Annotated in this window: 17 protein-coding genes; 8 read left to right on the top strand and 9 right to left on the bottom strand. The window is 59.2% G+C overall.

The genetic code is table 11. From position 1 onward, the window contains the following. Window positions 1-11: 11 nt before the first annotated feature. The 3 genes from A4F85_RS19805 to A4F85_RS29810 are packed head-to-tail and all read left to right on the top strand — an operon-like array spanning window position 12 to window position 2,483. Complete coding sequence (locus tag A4F85_RS19805; protein ID WP_063327518.1) at window positions 12-425, top strand: GtrA family protein; 414 nt, start codon at window positions 12-14, stop codon at window positions 423-425. After that, the gene (locus A4F85_RS29815) at window positions 422-1,729 is read left to right on the top strand and encodes an FAD-binding oxidoreductase (RefSeq protein WP_082848239.1); all 1,308 of its coding nucleotides are present in this window, start codon (window positions 422-424) and stop codon (window positions 1,727-1,729) included. The genes A4F85_RS19805 and A4F85_RS29815 overlap by 4 nt, the downstream gene beginning before the upstream one ends. A gap of 1 nt (window position 1,730) precedes the next feature. After that, window positions 1,731-2,483, top strand: coding sequence for an SDR family NAD(P)-dependent oxidoreductase (locus A4F85_RS29810; protein WP_082848238.1), 753 nt, complete (start codon window positions 1,731-1,733; stop codon window positions 2,481-2,483). Between the two features lie 752 nt (window positions 2,484-3,235). On the opposite strand, the gene A4F85_RS30695 is transcribed toward A4F85_RS29810, so the two are convergent. The 7 genes from A4F85_RS30695 to sucC form a co-directional block, all read right to left on the bottom strand. Then, on the bottom strand, window positions 3,236-5,128 hold the full coding sequence (locus tag A4F85_RS30695) for a tetratricopeptide repeat protein (RefSeq protein WP_156517038.1): 1,893 nt from the start codon (window positions 5,126-5,128) through the stop codon (window positions 3,236-3,238). 56 nt (window positions 5,129-5,184) lie between these two features. Next, on the bottom strand, window positions 5,185-5,712 hold the full coding sequence (locus tag A4F85_RS19790; protein ID WP_063327515.1) for a pilin: 528 nt from the start codon (window positions 5,710-5,712) through the stop codon (window positions 5,185-5,187). Between the two features lie 225 nt (window positions 5,713-5,937). Further along, window positions 5,938-6,648: an FHA domain-containing protein gene (locus A4F85_RS19785; protein ID WP_013804584.1), complete on the bottom strand. Its 711-nt coding sequence runs from the start codon at window positions 6,646-6,648 to the stop codon at window positions 5,938-5,940. Window positions 6,649-6,892: 244 nt separating this feature from the next. Continuing rightward, the gene (locus A4F85_RS19780; RefSeq protein WP_063327514.1) at window positions 6,893-7,675 is read right to left on the bottom strand and encodes a PP2C family protein-serine/threonine phosphatase; all 783 of its coding nucleotides are present in this window, start codon (window positions 7,673-7,675) and stop codon (window positions 6,893-6,895) included. Window positions 7,676-7,967: 292 nt separating this feature from the next. After that, window positions 7,968-8,660 carry a TerC family protein gene (locus tag A4F85_RS19775; RefSeq protein WP_013804582.1) on the bottom strand — a complete coding sequence of 231 codons (693 nt, stop codon included), beginning with the start codon at window positions 8,658-8,660 and terminating at the stop codon, window positions 7,968-7,970. Between the two features lie 166 nt (window positions 8,661-8,826). Beyond that, window positions 8,827-9,720, bottom strand: a complete 894-nt coding sequence (sucD, locus tag A4F85_RS19770) for a succinate--CoA ligase subunit alpha (protein ID WP_012202800.1) — start codon at window positions 9,718-9,720, stop codon at window positions 8,827-8,829. 20 nt (window positions 9,721-9,740) lie between these two features. Further along, a complete protein-coding gene (sucC, locus tag A4F85_RS19765) occupies window positions 9,741-10,901 on the bottom strand; it encodes an ADP-forming succinate--CoA ligase subunit beta (protein ID WP_012202801.1) in 1,161 nt (386 codons plus the stop codon). 436 nt (window positions 10,902-11,337) lie between these two features. Here sucC and argC point away from each other — a divergent pair, with 436 nt between their 5' ends. Genes argC through yddG form a run of 3 tightly spaced genes read left to right on the top strand, consistent with a single transcriptional unit; the run spans window position 11,338 to window position 15,090 of the window. Continuing rightward, window positions 11,338-12,270: an N-acetyl-gamma-glutamyl-phosphate reductase gene (gene argC / locus A4F85_RS19760; RefSeq protein ID WP_034389794.1), complete on the top strand. Its 933-nt coding sequence runs from the start codon at window positions 11,338-11,340 to the stop codon at window positions 12,268-12,270. Next, window positions 12,267-14,147 carry a hypothetical protein gene (locus A4F85_RS19755; protein ID WP_063327513.1) on the top strand — a complete coding sequence of 627 codons (1,881 nt, stop codon included), beginning with the start codon at window positions 12,267-12,269 and terminating at the stop codon, window positions 14,145-14,147. Before argC ends, A4F85_RS19755 begins: the two co-directional genes overlap by 4 nt. Window positions 14,148-14,169: 22 nt before the next feature. Next, a complete protein-coding gene (gene yddG, locus A4F85_RS19750; protein ID WP_063328040.1) occupies window positions 14,170-15,090 on the top strand; it encodes an aromatic amino acid DMT transporter YddG in 921 nt (306 codons plus the stop codon). Here yddG and recX read toward each other — a convergent pair. Further along, on the bottom strand, window positions 15,087-15,563 hold the full coding sequence (gene recX, locus A4F85_RS19745) for a recombination regulator RecX (RefSeq protein ID WP_063327512.1): 477 nt from the start codon (window positions 15,561-15,563) through the stop codon (window positions 15,087-15,089). The genes yddG and recX overlap by 4 nt on opposite strands. Before the next feature lie 202 nt (window positions 15,564-15,765). After that, window positions 15,766-16,869 (bottom strand): recombinase RecA, encoded by a 1,104-nt coding sequence (gene recA / locus A4F85_RS19740; protein WP_012202806.1) that lies wholly within the window; start codon window positions 16,867-16,869, stop codon window positions 15,766-15,768. 147 nt (window positions 16,870-17,016) lie between these two features. Between recA and A4F85_RS19735 the strand changes: the two genes are divergently transcribed. Together A4F85_RS19735 and A4F85_RS19730 are read left to right on the top strand one after the other, a co-directional pair. Beyond that, window positions 17,017-17,517 (top strand): MarR family winged helix-turn-helix transcriptional regulator, encoded by a 501-nt coding sequence (locus tag A4F85_RS19735; RefSeq protein WP_012202807.1) that lies wholly within the window; start codon window positions 17,017-17,019, stop codon window positions 17,515-17,517. A 99-nt stretch (window positions 17,518-17,616) separates the two neighbouring features. Then, window positions 17,617-18,291: a response regulator gene (locus A4F85_RS19730; RefSeq protein ID WP_012202808.1), complete on the top strand. Its 675-nt coding sequence runs from the start codon at window positions 17,617-17,619 to the stop codon at window positions 18,289-18,291. Window positions 18,292-18,313 lie beyond the last annotated feature (22 nt).

Raw genomic sequence — 18,313 nt, 5'->3', positions numbered from 1 at the left:
TAATATGTTCAATGCGTTCCTCAACCAAGCTGGCGCTTAGCTACGGCATTTTCGCACTAGTAGCCACTGTGGCGAACATTGGCGCCCAGGATATTATTATTCAAATCTATGATGGTGTATTCCATGTGTGGGTTTCCATCATCGGCGGAACAGGCGTTGGGCTTTTGGTCAAATATTTTCTTGACAAGCACTACATTTTCCGATTTCGACCGAAGGATGTGGTCCATGATGCCCAGGTATTTCTGCTCTACATCGGGATGGGATTGATTACCACCATCCTGTTTTGGGCATCCGAGCTGGGATTTCACGCAGTCTTCGAGACAAAGGAAATGCGCTATCTAGGTGGGTGTGTTGGATTGGCAATCGGCTATCTCGTCAAATACCATTTGGACAAGAGATTTGTTTTTCGTTCGGACGCTTTATGAAATCCGTATCTTCCTGGGGGCGTTTGAGTGCATCTCCACACCATGTGGTGGAGCTACACAATGCGGAACATGCGAGGGGCGCAGTGCTGAATAGCCCGTTTCCCGGTCTGGCTTATGGTATGGGGCGCAGTTATGGCGATGTTTGTCTGAATTCTGGAGGAACGCTTTGGAATACGGAAAAAATGGATCATTTCATCGCTTTTGATGAGGAACGCGGCCGTTTGATCTGTGAGGCCGGTGTTCTCTTGCGTGATATTCAAAGGCTGATGGTTCCACGCGGATGGATGCTGGCAGTCACACCGGGAACGCAGATGGTGACCGTAGGCGGTGCGGTAGCCAATGATGTCCATGGCAAGAATCATCATGTACATGGGAGTTTTGGTGATCATGTACTATCCATGACGCTGCTTCGCACCGATGGCGAAATCATCCACTGTGGACCATTCGAAAGAAAGGAGTGGTTTGCTGCAACGGTTGGTGGCATGGGTCTTACAGGACTGATCACTCAGGTGGAAATACAGCTGCATCGCATACCTGGTCCCTGGGTGGATGCTGAAACAATTCCATATTCTCATCTGGATGAATTTTTCTGTATCGCAGATGATTCTGAGGATCATTGGGAGCATACGGTTTCATGGATTGATTGTTTGTCTGGCGTGCAAGGAAGAGGCTTGTTCATGAGAGGTAACTTCCAGAATTCCCCGTTATCTCATCAGACACAGTACGCGGCCCGCAGCATAAAAATACCTGTTACGCCGCCAATTTCCCTGGTCAATCAATGCTCTTTAAGGTTGTTCAACAACCTTTACTACCATCTGAAGAAAATCCGTGCTGGTCGTAACGTAGTTCACTATGAGCCATTCCTCTATCCGCTGGATAACCTGCTGGAATGGAACAGAATATATGGACGGAGTGGATTTTTTCAGTACCAAAGCGTAGTGCCCAGAAGTGTCGCGCTTGATTCAGTCAAGGCTATGCTCAGGGAGGTCACGGCCTTTGGTGGAGGATCGTTTCTGGCGGTGCTGAAAACATTCACCAAGAGAGAGGCTGTAGGTATGATGAGTTTTCCGCGTGAGGGAGCAACTCTGGCATTGGACTTTCCAGATCAAGGAAAGCGTACTGCCGATCTTTTCACACGGCTTGATCACATTGTCAGAGAGGCTGGTGGCCGTATCTATATGGCAAAGGATTCACGTATGCCCCGTGAACTTTTCGAGGCTGGATACCCGCGTCTCCAGGAATTTTTGAAATATCGAGATCCAGGCATAAGTTCCGTTCTCTCGCGCAGACTGATGGGAGGTTGAATTGTCTAATAGAAAGAGAATCGTAATTGTCGGTGCTACCTCAGCCATTGCACAGCACTGTGCCAGATTATGGCTTCAGGGTTCTGAAGTTGATCTCGTACTGATTGGTCGGGAGCAGCAGCGTCTTGAGATTATTGCGGCCGATTTCAAAGTAAGGAACTCCGGCGCCCACATTGTGATTGAGCAGGCGAATTTCACCGATGTTGCGAGCATTGTTGAGGTTGCAAGAAAAGTAATGGATCAGGGTGATGTCGATATCTTGTTGATTGCGCATGGTGCATTGCCGTTGCAGCGCGATTGCCAAGAGGATCTGGTGCTTTGCGAGAGGACCCTGGAAATCAATGCGATATCTCCTGTGCTCTTTGCGGAGGCCTTTGCAAAGTACATGGAGAGGCAAGCTCATGGAGCTATTGCCCTGATCGGCTCTGTTGCAGGTGATAGAGGGCGCAGATCAAACTATGTTTATGGCGCAGCAAAGGGTCTGGTTGATCGATATGCCCAAGGGCTACGCCACCGATTTGTCGGGAAGGCGCTGAAAATCGTACTCATCAAGCCGGGCCCTACAGATACCCCCATGACGGAAAGCATGAAAGGTAAGGGCCCTCGGCTGGCACCTGTCGGGGATGTGGCCAAGGATATTGTAAATGGCATACACCATGGGCGCGCTGTGATCTATACGCCTCGCAAGTGGAGGTTGATCATGTGGGTGATTGAAAAGATGCCTGATTTTATTTTTAATAAAATAAATATTTGATGCTCAGTTTGTGTCGAGTGATTTTCTGTTTAGTTTGCCATCAACAAATTGCAAGCCATGGATGTAATTCGCGGTCCTTCGGAGTGGAATTTGCAAGATATAGTTTTGCCAGGAACTTGCTTTCTTGCGGATTTCTTCAAGTAGTCCGATTGGGTTGAAGCTTTGTCAATCGAAAACGGCCGAGTTATGTCTTTCGTGACTGGATGAGCCGATCAGCATGTGGTTGTAAATCACGTTCAAGTACACATGGCTAGGCTTGTAGCTCTGACAGCCTTGTTAGTAGATTTGTAGGGCTTGAGGTGTTCAGGTGTACTTCCTTCGTGGTGATTCAGGCAGCGATCCAAGCTCCAGCAGGAAATACTTCAGTACTGAGAGGACCTCGGGTGTTACAGCCGGCGGCAGGTCATCCTTCATCCAAAGGAAGAAGCAGGGGGCTCACCATGGCCTCTTGTACTTTCTTGAGTACGCTCTCCAGCCTATGGGAGCGGCCCCCCGAAGACCTCAAGCATTCTCCCAATTGTGTCCGTCTGCTCGGTGGGCGCGGTGCCCGTACGCTGATAGCGGTCTCTTTATTGTCGGCATCTTAGCGTGCACGGCCGCGGGGCGGGCGTTCTTTTGCAGGGCAATCAACATGGCTTGGCCCCGGGTTCTGTCGCAGGGAGTCATCAACTTTTGCAGAATGGCTCGAGCCAAAGATGGATGGCGCTTAGAGGCTATCCCATCATTCCACATGCGGCAATTGGCGGTAGTCATCACCTGTAGGCGTTTTTTGAATTGATGGAGTTGTCAACTCTAAATTGACTACAGACTCGTGGCGTAGAATTTTCATGATTCTTGCAGAGGTTGGATAAAAATATAGATCTAGATTTTGCTGCCTCCTCTACTCCCGCCGGTACAAAGTATCTGGTTGATTCTTTGTAAAGGTGCTCGCCTTCCGACCATTTGTCCATCCCATACTTAGCATAAGAGGAAAATAGTAGTGAAGAGGCGTTGTGCGGATCAGATAGGATCAACATATCACTCACCATTTCTGCTTTAGAAAATTCTTCTTGATAAATGTATCCTCTTGCCAATATTGCATAGAGTCCCTTCATTTTTGAAGAATCCTTGCTTTTTTCATCTATTGAGTAATCTGATGCAGATTTTATTCCTTGCTGCAGTAGATATTCCTCTAGTAATTTGGTTCCGATTTCTGCGTTGCCTTTTCTTATCTGGAGATCTGCCTTGGTTAAGAGTACAAATATGGCATCTTTGGGGCTGTATTGAATGCTTTCGTTTTTTGCCAGCATGTTTTCCGCCGACTCATAGTCGCCCTCTCGGATTGCAGCAATGCTGTAGTTTAGTGCTGCATATGGCAGTTCTGGATTAACTTTCAAAACCCATGACCACAAGCTTAGGTCGCTCTGCCATAGTGGTGTGGTTATTTTAATGACGGCAGATGAGTATATTGTCCAGCAGAAAATAAATGCGGCAAAAGTAAACGCTGTCACTTTTTTCGATTTTTTATTCCCCCAGAGGAATATTGAATAAATTAATTGAGCAAGAAATATGGAGAACCAAGCTAGTGGATATGCTAAAAACCTTTCATGACCAATATTGCCGCCAATGGTTAATGGTACGATGTGAGAGACTGGGAGTAAAGAGATGGCAAAGCATAAGAGAAGTATCAGACTTCTTGCTTTGAATCGAAGGCTGATGGTCGTAAGCAATATTAGCCCGACGCACGCCAAACATCCTAGAATGACATCCAGCTTTGTCATATCCAATGGATCCAGCGGATGTTGAGGGTTTAAGCTGGAGAATGGCCAGAACACCATTTTAAAATAGAAGATAAAAGCCCACCCCACGTAAGAAATGTGGTGTGGTATATCGTAAAATTTTCTGGCCAGATTTTCATCAGTATGCAATATCTCGGGCATGTAGTGCATACGAATCGCCATATATGCGGCCAGAGATATAGTCAGGCTGCCCCATAATGGGATTCCATCAGGCCTGAAAATCTTTTTAACTGAATAATAAAAAGAATCTCTATCCTGGGAAAATTTGAGCAGGAAAATGGCTATGGGTAATGTAATGGCCATTTCCTTGCAAAGTAGAGCAAAGAAGAAGAATAAAGAAGTAAGAAAAGCTTGAGTCCAACCTGTATACCTAAGGAAGCTGTACACTGCTGCCAGGCTAAATGTTGTTACAAGAAGGTCAAAGCGTCCTGCGGCCCATGCTACTGGCTCTACCAATACAGGGTGCAAGCTATATATAATGCTTCCTGTAATAATGATAATTAGCTTATTATTCGATTTTTTTGAATAAACGAACAGAATTGCACACAGCAAAGCTGTGTTAGCCAAATGGATTAATAAATTTACTAAATGTGATACTGTTGGATTTGCATTATTCTGAGTCAAGAATTCTATGCAGAAAGTGAGAAGAGGGAGAGGTCTGAAATAGGTTGTCCCTTCGAGTATTGGGCGGAATATTCCTTGCCAAATGAGCTCGGGATCTCTTAAATACGGATTAAATATGAATAACTGCAAATCATCCCAAACGTAATCAAGCTTGGTAATGCTAGGGTAATATGCATATATTAATAGAGTGCACAAAAGAATGGGATAAGCGACAAGGATTTTCTTTCTGAGATTTGTCTGCATATAGATCCAATAATAAAAATACCCGCCGTAAAGGCGGGTATTTTTTCTAGAGATTATTAGCGGCACTCAGACGGAGCATACTTCTCCGGCAAATCGCCAACAACTGCAGAACTCAGACCGCGATTTCCTGCGCTCACCTTGGTAGCAGAGGCGCACGCCCAGTCAATTGCACCCATGGAGGATGCCGTCGGGGCAGAGCTTTGGACATTGGGAGTAAAGGTGATGAACTTTCCATCCACTCCAGTAGGAATGCCGTTGCCAGCGCTAGCTGCCACGTACACCTTGATGTCCCAAGGGCTGGCGGTTGTTACGGTGATATTTTTGACATACTTGGAAGTTTTCTCGTTCTGCGGCTTGTTATTGAATGCCACAGCGGCGGCGGTCAGGCCGCCAGTACTATCAGTCTGAAAGGCCTCGCTCATCATGGATTTCACCGAAGAGCCGGCAATTACTGCTTCAGAAATCTTGGCGCGGACTGTGTAATCCTGATAAGCCGGCAGCGCAACGGCTGCCAAAATACCGATGATCGCCACAACGATCATCAATTCGATCAAGGTAAAACCTTGCTGGATGGAACGCTTCATGAACTTCTCCTCATAGGGGGGTTGATTGCATACTCTGTAGAGCAAGAGCCGTGCCAGTCGCGCCTTGAGGCCAAGGTTCGCGCATGTGTATTGTTTGGTTGCAAATTACACGGCTGGTCGACATTCTCTGACAAATCGATCCAATTTTGCGTGACATTTTTGTCAAGGATGGTGCGCTTGCCAACGAAGCAACAGCGAACCTTGTCAGTGGATCAAGAGGGTCCCTCACGCCACCAGGAACTGCATCTGCGTACCTGCCAGCTCCACCGTGTCGCCGTGCTGCAGCGGCATGGCACGGCGGCCGATTTCCTGGCCGTTGAGCTTGAGGCTGGGGGAGTCGCCTTCCAGCTGGGCCAGCACGAAGCCGTGGTGCTTCTGGGTGATGGAGGCGACGGCTACACCGGGCTTGCCCAGCGTGGTGACGACTTTGACCAGTGGTACTTCGCGGCCGGCGGCGTTGCCGTTGAGCATGCGGATGGCAGCCTGGCGTGTGGCCAGGCCGGCCATCGAAGGCGGCAGGGTGTGGTCGAAGCCTGAGGGGGTCTGGGTGCTGAACTGCGATGGCAGGTCTTCCGCCAAGGGGGCTGGGCGGGTTGCCTCCACTGCTGCGGCAATGGCCGCCAGTGCCGAGCGCGAGGAGGCGCTGACCTGCTGTTGCACGAAGCGGATCTTGTACTTGCCGATGTCCAGCAGGTCGCCGTGGTTCAGGGTCTGGCGCAGTATGGGCTGGCCGTTGACATAGGTGCCGTTGGTGCTGCGCAGGTCTTCGATGATGACGGTGCCGTCGACGATGCTGAGAACGGCGTGCTCGCCGCTGACGGCGAGGTTGTCGATCACGATATCGTTGTAGGGGCGGCGTCCCAGCGTGGTGCGCTCCTTGGCCAGCTGCACTTCCTTGATGACGGCGCCGTCGATGGAGATGACCAGGGTCGGCATGCTCAAAGTTCCTTTGTTATGCCCGGCTTGCACCATCCACTGGGCGATCCGGAGCTGGGGTGTATCTAAATATTATGTCTGCGGCCTGCGTGCGCCGAGGTCTGCCATGGTATTTGATACAGACTATGGATCGTCTTTTCCTGATTGTTGAATTTGCAATCATTTTTAACAATTGGAACCTGCGAGTGCGGTGCAGGCAAGCGCGTCCATCGGTTGGGATCTGCCGTCGATCGCTGTGAGAGGCTCAATCGAGGGAAGTGCTGGCTGTCGGGGACGGGCTGGCCTGTATCTCGATCAGCGCCGCGCTGATGTTGTCGTTTCCGCCGGCTTCATTGGCGGCGGCGAGCAGCGAGGTCAGCAAGACGGGCAGCGGGCTGGATTGGGTGAACAGGGCGGCGATGGCTTGGTCATCGAGCATGTCGGTGAGGCCGTCGGAGCACAGCAGGATGCGGTCGCCGGGTTGCAGCGGCCATTCATTGAAATCGGGCGTGACGTCCGGCGTGACGCCCAGGGCCTGGGTGAGCAGGTGGCCCAGGCCGGATTGCCGGGCTTCGTGGTCCTGGATGCGGCCTGCGTCGATTTCTTCCTGTAGCCAGGTGTGGTCCCGGGTCAGGCGCAGCAGTTGACCCTCGCGCCAGCCGTAGGCCCGCGAGTCGCCAAGGTGGGCGAGCATCAGCAGACCTGGCAGCAGGGCTGCGGCAATGATGGTGGTGCCCATGCCGCGGCAGCCCGGTGTTTCCCGGGCAGCCGTAAGAATGGCGGCGTTGGCCAGGTTCAAGGCATTGGCCAGTGACTGCTGCAATTCCTTGCGGGCTTGTGGAGTGTTGGCTGCAGGCGCCTCGGTGGCTACGCTTTGCAGAGCCACGGAGACCAGGCTGATGGCCATGGCGCTGGCGACTTCGCCGGCGTTGTAGCCGCCCATGCCATCGGCCAGCACCGCAATGGGCCAGGGCTGGGCGCTGGGGTGGATGGTGACCGCATCCTCGTTGTTGTCACGGCGCCGGCCCACATCGGTGCGCGCAACCATGGCGCAGTGTTGCGCAGGGACTGCCTGTCGGCAGGGCTGGTCCGGGGTCTTGGGTGCGCTGGGCATGGTGGCGAAGGGCGGGCGCGGCGGTGTTGCCATCAGTCCCTGTGTGCAGATGCAATGGTGAAGCCGGTGCACAGCGTAATTGAAAACAGTGCCCCCAAGTGCCAAGAATGGGCCGGCGCAGCGGCTCGTCAGCTTGACGCCACATCAAGAATGGACCCTCACAAAGCAAAAACGCACTGCCGAGGCAGTGCGTTGTGGAGGTGGCGAGGGGCCGCCTGCGGCGGTATCAGGCCTGTGCCGCGTGCTTGGCGCCGGAGCGCGACTGCAGGAGCTTGCCAATGCCGACGACCAGCACGGCACCGGCGGCAGCCGCCACGTAGTGCAGCCAGGGATGGCTGATGGCGTAGTCGTGCAGCAGGCGGTCGTTGACGATGGTTTCTCCGCCGACCCAGCCGATCAGGGCAGCGCCCAGCGTGATGATGACGGGGAAGCGCTCCATGAGCTTGATCATCAGCGTGGAGCCGAAGATCACCAGCGGGATGCTGATGGCCAGGCCCAGGATCAGCAGGACCATGTTGCCTTGCGCCGTGGCGGCCACGGCGATCACGTTGTCCAGGCTCATCACCAGGTCGGCGATCAGGATGGTGCGGATGGCGACCATCATGCTGCCGTGTCCTTTGGATTCGCCTTCATCATCTTCTTCGCCGGTCAGCAGTTGCAAGCCGATCCACAGCAGCAGGCAGCCGCCCACGATCTGCAGGAACGACAGCTCCAGCAGCTTGGCCGCGACCACGGTCAGGATGATCCGCAGCACCACGGCGGCGCCGGAGCCGAACATGACGGCTTTCTTTTGCTGTGCGGGGGGCAGCGAGCGTGCTGCGAGGGCGATGACGACTGCGTTGTCGCCAGACAGAATGATGTTGATCCAGACGATCTTCAACAGGCCGATCCAGAAATCGGCGCTTTGCAGGTATTCCATGGTTTCTCCACTGTTATGAGTTGAAAAGCGCCAGGGCGGTGGCCTCTGGCGCTTTTTCTTTTTTGGAGTTGTCAGTGTAGGGCGGACTTGCCGCCTTACCGATTCGTAATTCTGCGTAATTTTCTCCTGGGGCGAACCCCAGGATGTCGCGCAGAACCGGTGCCGCTTAGATCAGGCCCTTGAGCAGGCGACCCATTTCGGAAGGATTGCGGGTGATGACGAAACCGCACTCTTCCATGATGGCCAGCTTGGCGTCGGCCGTGTCGGCACCGCCGGAGATCAGCGCGCCGGCGTGGCCCATGCGCTTGCCGGGAGGGGCGGTGACACCAGCGATGAAGCCGACGATCGGCTTCTTCATGTTGTCCTTGCACCAGCGGGCAGCTTCGGCTTCGTCGGGACCGCCGATTTCGCCGATCATGATGACGGCGTCGGTGTCGGGATCGTCGTTGAAGGCCTTCATCACGTCGATGTGCTTGAGACCGTTGATCGGGTCACCGCCGATGCCCACGGCCGACGACTGGCCAATGCCCAGTTCGGTCAGCTGTGCCACGGCTTCATAGGTCAGCGTGCCGGAGCGGCTGACCACGCCGATGCGGCCCTTCTTGTGGATGTGGCCGGGCATGATGCCGATCTTGATCTCGTCGGGCGTGATCAGGCCGGGGCAGTTGGGGCCCAGCAGCAGGGTGCGCTTGCCGCCTGCGGCTTCCTTGGCGCGCATCTTGTTGCGCACTTCCAGCATGTCACGGACGGGGATGCCTTCGGTGATGCAGATGGCCAGGTCCAGGTCGGCTTCCACGGCTTCCCAGATCGCGGCGGCAGCGCCTGCGGGGGGAACGTAGATCACGGAGACCGTGGCGCCCGTGCCTTGCGCGGCTTCCTTGACGGAGGCGTAGATTGGCACGTCGAAGATCTTTTCGCCGGCCTTCTTGGGGTTCACACCGGCCACGAAGCAGTTCTTGCCGTTCGCGTATTCAATGCACTTTTCAGTGTGGAACTGGCCCGTCTTGCCCGTGATGCCTTGGGTGATGACCTTGGTGTCTTTGTTGATGTAGATCGACATGGTGTTTTCTCCGGGCCTGCTTACTTGACGGCTTCGACGATCTTGGTGGCCGCTTCGGCCATCGTGTCGGCGCTGATGATGGGCAGGCCGGACTCGGCCAGCATCTTCTTGCCCAGTTCTTCGTTCGTGCCCTTCATGCGCACGACCAGGGGCACTTGCAGGTTCACGGCCTTGCAGGCAGTGATCACGCCGGTGGCGATGGTGTCGCACTTCATGATGCCGCCGAAAATGTTGACCAGAATGCCTTCGACCTTGGGGTTCTTGAGCATGATCTTGAAGGCTTCGGTGACCTTCTCGGGGGTGGCGCCGCCGCCCACGTCCAGGAAGTTGGCCGGCTCGCCGCCGAACAGCTTGATGGTGTCCATGGTGGCCATGGCCAGACCTGCACCGTTGACCAGGCAGCCGATGTTGCCGTCCAGCGAGATGTAGGCCAGATCGAACTTGGAGGCTTCGACTTCAGCGGGATCTTCTTCGTCCAGGTCGCGCAGGGCCACGATTTCGGGCAGGCGGAACAGGGCGTTGGCGTCGAAGTTGAACTTCGCGTCCAGGGCAACCACATTGCCCTTGCTGTCACGGTTCAGCGGGTTGATCTCGACCAGCGAGGCATCCGTGTCCATGTAGCACTTGTAGAGCTTCTGGCAGATGTCGATGAACTGGGCGGTGGAGTCGGCAGGCATGCCGATGCCCTTGGCCAGTTCTTCGCCCTGGGCCTGGGTCAGGCCGACCAGGGGGTCAACGAAGATGGTGATGATCTTCTCGGGAGTGGAGTGGGCCACTTCCTCGATGTCCATGCCGCCTTCGCTGGAAGCGATGAAGGCCACCTTCTGCGTGCCGCGATCGGTCACGCACGACAGGTAGTATTCCTTCTGGATGTCGGCGCCGTCTTCGATGTACAGGCGGCGGACCTTCTGGCCTTCGGGGCCGGTCTGGTGCGTGACCAGCTGCATGCCCAGGATCTGGCCAGCCAGTGCCTTGACGTCGTCAATGCTCTTGGCGACCTTCACGCCGCCGCCCTTGCCGCGACCACCAGCGTGGATCTGGGCCTTCACGACCCACACGGGGCCGCCGAGCTTCTGGGCGGCCTCGACGGCCTCTTGCACTGTGAACGCAGGGATACCGCGAGGTACAGGCACACCAAACTGACGCAAGATGTCCTTGCCTTGGTATTCATGAATCTTCATGATGTCTCTCTCAAACAAATAGGGGGGGATTGACCCGGTAGCCCTGGGGTGCTGCCTCAAGGCGGAGTGACCTGGCAATCGCCGAATGTACCATGCTGCACTGCGCCATCCGACACGCCCCCATGCGCAGAATCCACAATTTCCTGCGGGCCAAGCAGCATGTCAGGAACTGTGCAATGCATTGATATGTCAGGGAAAAGACGGTTTCCCGACATTTCTTTCAGGCGCCACAGCTCTTTTGTCTTATAGAGGATCTGCAGATGGCGCTGCCCGCTGTTTGTAACAGGTGCATGTCAGCGCGCCCTTGATCGCCACCGCCAACCGTTTTGCGACAACGGGCGCAGGGGGACCCGGTTTCGGTGAGAATCCGCAGCTGGAACGCGGCAATGGTGCCGCAGCGGCTCCAGGAGGGCCGCGCAGCAGGAGAAATACAGCGATGGCAAAAGTCTTTATCGATGGCGAAGCAGGCACGACAGGGCTGCAGATCCGTGAGCGTCTGGTCGATCTGTCCGGCGTGGAGCTGGTCAGCATTGCCCCCGAGCTGCGAAAGGATCCTGCCGCCAAGCGTGCGCTGATCGCCGGCGTGGACTTGGTCATCCTGTGCCTGCATGACGATGCCGCGCGCGAGACCGTGGCCATGGTCGATTCCATCGAGGCCGAGACCGGCCGCACCATCAAGATCATCGATGCATCCACGGCCCACCGTGTGGCGCCCGACTGGGTGTATGGCTTCCCGGAGCTGCGTGCCGGCCAGCTTGAGGCGGTCAAGACTGCCAAGCGCGTGTCCAACCCCGGCTGCTATGCGACGGGAGCCATCGCGCTGCTGCACCCGCTGGTTGCCGCGGGCCTCATCCCTGCCGACCACGGCCTGAGCCTGCCCTCGGTGTCCGGCTATTCGGGCGGCGGCCGCAGCATGATCGAAGCCTATGAGGCCGGCACGGCCGCGCCTTACGAGGCCTACGCGCTGGGCCTGACGCACAAGCACATTCCCGAGATCCTGCAATACACCGGCCTGACGCGCCGCCCGGTGTTCATTCCCGCCGTGGGCAATTTCCGCCAGGGCATGCTGGTGCAGCTGCCGCTGCATCTGGACCTGCTGCCGGGCGCGCCCAAGGCGGCCGACCTGCACGATGCGCTGGCCTCCCACTACGCGGCCACCAACACGCCGGAGCAATGGGTGTCGGTGCTGCCGCCCACCGAGGACATGAAGCTGGCCGCCGACACGCTGACGGACACCAACAAGCTGGAGCTGCGCGTGTTCGCCAATGAGCAGTACCGCCAGGCCGTGCTGATCGCCCGCCTGGACAACCTGGGCAAGGGCGCCAGCGGCGCCGCCGTGCAGAACCTGCAGATCATGCTGGGCCTGTGAGGCCCCCCGCGCCCCCGTCCTTGCCGGGCCGGCGCGGTCCGGTCTGGGGCCATGTCCTGGCCCTGGCCGTGCTGTGCCTGCTGGTCGTTGTGTTTGCCTGGAAGCTGCGGCCGGCATTGCCGTCTTCATCGCGCCTGCTGCTCAGTCCGCTGCTGGGCAATATGGAGGCCTGTCTGGTGCAGGACGGGCTGCGCGAGGATTTTCCCAAGGAATTTCAGCAGATACCCGCCAGCTGCCTGGGTCCGCAGGGCTCGGCCGCAGAAATGGTGAAAGCCACGCTGCAGCGCCTGGGCCGGCCCCAGGGTGAACTGGACCTGGGCTATACGCTCAGCGTGCCGCTGCTGCGCTATGTGCAGTGGAATGGCCAGGCCTGGGAAGTCCGGGGCGAGGCGCTGGACCGCGTGGTGCGCACGGTGGCGCAGGCGCACCGGCCCGTGGTGCTGTATCTGTTCGCCACGCATTTCGAGGTGCACTCCAAGGCCGAGGAGCGCCTGGCCGCCGATCCCGCCAATCTTGCGTGGACCCCCAAGGGGCCGCTGCCGCTGGACAGCTATCTGGGCGCGCGCATCTTCCCGTGGTCGGTCGCGCGGCAGGACAACGAAGTCACGCGCGTGCGCAAACTGGTCGTCGATGCCCTGGCCGAGCGCATATGCGCCGCAGGCGATGCCGCCATGCACCAGCTGCGCGCCCTCACCGTGCTGGGCGAGACGCACCAGCTGTTCCCGGGATTCGAGGCCGGCATGGGGTTCGCGGCCGAAGGCTATGCGGTCACCGACTACAGCCCGGCCTCCGTGGCGGGCTTCCATGCATTCCTGCGCCAGCGCTATGGCGACATCGCACGGCTCAATGCCCACCTGAAGTCCGGCTTTGACAGCTTCGAAGCGGTCGAGCCGCCGTCGCGCAACATCCGCAGCGAGCCGCTGCAGAACTTCTTCCAGCACATCGACAGCTATGCAGCCGGCACCGTGCCCGTGTCCGGCTGGGTCCACTCGCCCGATGCGAAGCTGCAAAAGCAGCTGGCCGTGGCCGTCTTCGTGGACGGGCATCCTTACTCGCACGCCCCCGTGCACATGCACCGCCAGGACGTGGCTCAGGCCAAGCCCGGGTTCCTCACGCCCGATGTGGGCTGGCGTGCCGACATCCGCTATCCGGCGCTGGGGGAGGGCCTGCACCGCATCGACGTGGTGCTGCAGGCCGGTGGACGCAGCCTGGGCCTGCTGGCCACGCGCCAGATCGCCGTGATGGACCGCAACCAGGGCGAGCCCAGGCCCCATGCCGCCGAGGCCTTGCCCGACTTCGGCAAGCTGCCGGACGGCGTGGAATTCTGGGTGGACAGCCCGCAGGACCGGCTGGCGCTGTTCTACAACCCGCTGGTCACGGACTGGAACGATTTCCGCGAGCAGCAGGTGGCCGACTACATCCAGGGCTTTTCCGAGCACATCGGCCACGGCTGCCTGGGCCGGGTTCCTCGCTTTGCCCACCAGCTCAACCCCCATGCGAATCCGAGCTGGGATGCCAACCGCTATGCCGTGGAGCGCAGCCTGCAGCGCATGCCGGGACTGTCCCTGGGCGTCAGCCTGTACGGCGAAGATACCTACGGCCCGCTGGTCGGCCAGATGCTGCGCCGCTATGGCCACACGGCCTATGGCGTGACGGAGTTCCATCCGCTGGTGGCACTGTCGCCGCAGCGGCTGGAGAAAGTGCTGACCATGCACCGCCGCCAGGGTGCGCGCTTCCTGTCCTTCTTCATGGAAGCCCGGCCCGAGGATGCGACGGGCACGCAGTCCAGCAACGAGTTCTCGTTCGATGCGGACAACACCGCGCATGGCTCGGATGCGCTGTACCACTCGCTGCGCCAGCTGCTGCAGCCGCACTGATCTGCCGCGCGCAGCCATCGACGTGTCTTCCGTGCAGAACAACTCGCCCGTGGCCGCTGGCCGGGCCACCGCCATCGGACTGCTGGCCGTGGTGTGCTGGAGCTGCACCGTGGGCCTGATGCGCTCGGTGGCCGAGCCGCTGGGCGCCGTGGGCGGTGCCGCCATGCTCTACACGGTCAGCGCACTGTGCGTGGCCGCCGTGCGCGGCTTGCCCAGGCCCTCGCAGTGGCGGGCCATGCATCCGGCCTATTTCTGGGGCTGCGGCCTGCTGTTTGCGGTCTACGAGATCTGCCTGTCGCTGGCGATTGGCCTGGCGCAGGACCGCGCCCAGGCACTGGAGCTGGGGCTGATCAATTACCTGTGGCCCAGCCTGACCATCGTTTTGGCCGTGCTGCTGCGCCAGCAGCATGCGCGCTGGTGGCTGTGGCCCGGCGTGCTGCTGTGCCTGTGGGGGCTGACGCGCGTACTGGGCGGCGACTCGCTGCAACTGCGGGGCATGGCGGACCACATGCTGTCCAACCCGCTGGCGTATGGACTCGCTTTTGGCGCCGCCCTGCTGTGGCCCTGCTATTCGCTGGCTGCGCGGCGCTGGGGCGGTGGCCACAATGCCGTGGGCCTTTTCCTGATATGGACCGCGCTGGCGTTGTGGATCAAATGGCTGTGGCTGGGCGGTGAAGGCGGCATGCAATGGTCGGGCACCGTGGTGCTTCAATTGCTGGCCGTGGGCGGGCTCACCGCCCTGGGCTACAGCTGCTGGGAGCACGGCATACAGCACGGGCATCTGGCCGTGATGGCTGCCGCCTCGTACTTCACGCCCGTGTTCTCTGCCTTGCTGGCCAGTGCCTGGCTGCAGGTGCAGCCGGGCTGGGGCTTCTGGCAGGGCGTGGTGCTGGTGACCGTGGGGTCGCTGGTGTGCTGGGGTGCGACCCGGCGCGCAGACTAGCCTTCGTCCTCTGCTCCTGCATCCCAGTCTTCGCTGCGGCCCCGCAGCACCTTGCTCGCAATTTCTCCACCAAAACCGCGGGCGGCCAGAAAGCGCATCTGCTTGAGTCGTTCCTGCGGTGTGGCCGGTGGTGCGCCGAAGCGCTGGCGCCATACGGCAAGGGCGCGCTGCAGTTCGGTGGCGCGCAGTTGCTCTGCGGCGGCGCGCACCAGTCCGTCGTCCAGCCCCTTGTTGCGCAACTCCTGCACCACGCGTGCCGTGCCAAAGCGCGCGGCCTTGCGGTGCAGCACGGACTCGGCCACGCGCTGGGCACTGATGAAGCCGCGCTGCTCCAGCGCGTCGAGCATGGCGCCCAGGTCTTCGCCTTCCTCCACATGGGGGGCGAGCTTGCGTTCCAGCTCCAGCCGTGAATGTTCGCGCTGGCCCAGCAGCTTGAGCGCCCGACCCTTGAGCGACAACTTGGCGAATCCCATGCGGCAATGTCTCCTGAATCGTCCCGAATAAAAAAGGCCCCCACGCTCCCCTTGCTGCGCAAGGTCCGCTGCCCCCCAAGGGGGCCGCTTTTTTGCCTTGGGGCGTCCCGGCGATAAAAAAGGCGCAGACGTGAGCCTGCGCCAAGATGGCAAACACAGTGTGTGCAGGCGCGGCGGCGCCTGCAGTGAGGGGTCAGGCCGCTCAGGCTTCGATCACGCCGTCCTTGTCGGCCTTGGCCTTGCCCGCCTTGGCGGCCTTGGCTTCGGGAGCATCGCCACCGGCCGTGGGCAGCAGGGCGATGCCCAGGCTGTCGCGCACCTTGTTCTCGATCTCCACGGCCAGGCCGCTGTTCTCGCGCAGGAATTCGCGGGCGTTGTCGCGGCCCTGGCCGATCTTCTCGCCGTTGTAGGCATACCAGGCGCCCGACTTGTCGAGGATCTTGGCGTTGACGCCCATGTCCAGGATTTCACCTTCGCGCGAGATGCCCTCGCCGAAGAGGATGTCGAACTCGGCGGTCTTGAACGGAGGCGAGACCTTGTTCTTGACGACCTTGACCTTGGTCTCGTTGCCGATGGCCTCGTCGCCCTTCTTGATGGTGCCGGTGCGGCGGATGTCCAGGCGGACCGAGGCGTAGAACTTCAGCGCATTGCCGCCCGTGGTGGTTTCGGGGCTGCCGAACATCACGCCGATCTTCATGCGGATCTGGTTGATGAAGATGACCATGCAGTTGGTCTTCTTGATGGTGGCTGTCAGCTTGCGCAGCGCCTGGCTCATCAGGCGGGCCTGCAGGCCGGGCAGCTGGTCACCCATCTCGCCTTCGATTTCGGCCCGGGGTGTGAGGGCGGCCACCGAGTCCACGACGATCATGTCCACGGCGCCCGAACGCACCAGGCTGTCCACGATTTCCAGGGCCTGCTCGCCGGTATCGGGCTGGCTGATCAGCACTTCGTTGAGGTTCACGCCCAGCTTCTGGGCGTAGCTGGTGTCCAGTGCGTGCTCGGCGTCGATGAAGGCGCAGGTGCCGCCCTGCTTTTGCATTTCGGCGATGACCTGCAGCGTCAGCGTGGTCTTGCCCGAGGATTCAGGGCCGTAGATCTCGATCACGCGGCCACGGGGCAGGCCGCCAACGCCCAGGGCGATGTCCAGGCCCAGCGAGCCGGTGGAGACGACCTGGATGTCCTGGATGGCTTCGCCTTCACCCAGGCGCATGATCGTGCCCTTGCCGAACTGCTTTTCGATCTGGGCGAGTGCGGCCTGCAGGGCCTTGGCTTTTTCACTGTTGGCGGTGGTGACGGCGGTGTTCATGCGGACTCCTGGGTTGGCTGGGGTTTCAGCTCTGTATTTGCATTCAGGCTGGATGCTTGAACAGTAGTTTATGGGCTTGTTGGTTTGTTTTGTTGGTGTTTTTAGTCAGTTTTCCTGACTTGTTGGATTTGCCTCCACAATGCATCCATGAGTGAGTTTTCCCCCGTCACGCCGCCCGCCGACGCCTGGCGCCAGACCCACTTGGGCCGCCTGCTCGGCCATGCCATGCGGCGGTTCGACGCGCGTGTGCTGCAGCTCATGGCGCGCGATGTGGAGGTGCCGCTGGCGCTGTCCAATCTTGCGGCGCGCGACAAGGTGGGTGCGGCCCACATCCACATCACGCGGCATCTGTCGCTGGCTGGCGACAGGCTCACCGACCTGGCCGAGCGCGCTGGCATGACCAAGCAGTCCATGGGCGACCTGGTGGCCCAGTGCGAGGCCTGGGGCCTGGTCACGCGCGAAAGCGACGAGCGCGATGCGCGCGCACGCCGCATCCGCTTCACGCCTGCGGGCCTGGCATGGCTGCAGGCCTTCCATGACGCCGTGTCCCAGGCCGAGGCCGAGTTCCGCGAGGAAGTCGGCGACGACATCGCCACCGTGGTGGCGCTGGGGCTGGAGGCCTATGCGGGCGGCGGCTCACTCGGGTAAGGTCCCTGCCCGTGGGGCGGGGCGCATCCTAGAATCCTAGGAATCAAAGGCGCGCATTTCCAACATTCAGAGCGCGTCTGTATTTCAGGAGACAACCCCATGCGCATTCTGATTGCCGAAGACGACCAGGTCCTAGCCGATGGTCTGCTGCGCAGCCTGCGCGGCTCGGGCGCCGTGGTCAGCCATGTGGCCAACGGCAGCGAGGCCGATACCGCGCTGATGACCAGCAGCGAGTTCGACCTGCTCATCCTGGACCTGGGCCTGCCCAAGATGCACGGGCTGGAAGTGCTCAAGAAGCTGCGCGGCCGGGGCGATGCGCTGCCGGTGCTCATCCTCACGGCGGCCGACAGCGTGGAAGAGCGCGTGCAGGGGCTGGACTACGGCGCCGACGACTACATGGCCAAGCCGTTTGCGCTGTCCGAGCTGGAGGCGCGTGTGCGCGCTCTCACGCGGCGCGGCATGGGTGGCGCCAGCAGCACCATCAAGCATGGCCCCCTTGTCTACGACCAGGCCGGCCGCGTGGCCACCATCGACGGCAAGATGGTCGAGCTGTCGGCGCGCGAGCTGGGCCTGCTGGAAGTGCTGCTGCAGCGGGCCGGGCGGCTGGTCAGCAAGGACCAGTTGGTCGAGCGTCTGTGCGAATGGGGCGACGAGGTCAGCAACAACGCCATCGAGGTCTATATCCACCGCCTGCGCAAGAAGATAGAGCGCGGCCCCATCCGCATCGCCACCGTGCGCGGCCTGGGCTACTGCCTTGAGAAGATCGCTTCCTGAGGCAGCTGCCCCGGCTGTCAGG

Origin of the sequence: Delftia sp. GW456-R20 (genome assembly GCF_001622915.1) — a bacterium.
Lineage (GTDB): Bacteria > Pseudomonadota > Gammaproteobacteria > Burkholderiales > Burkholderiaceae_C > Comamonas > Comamonas acidovorans.
Note: the sequence above shows the minus strand (reverse complement) of the source record. Positions and strands in the feature narration are given on the sequence as shown.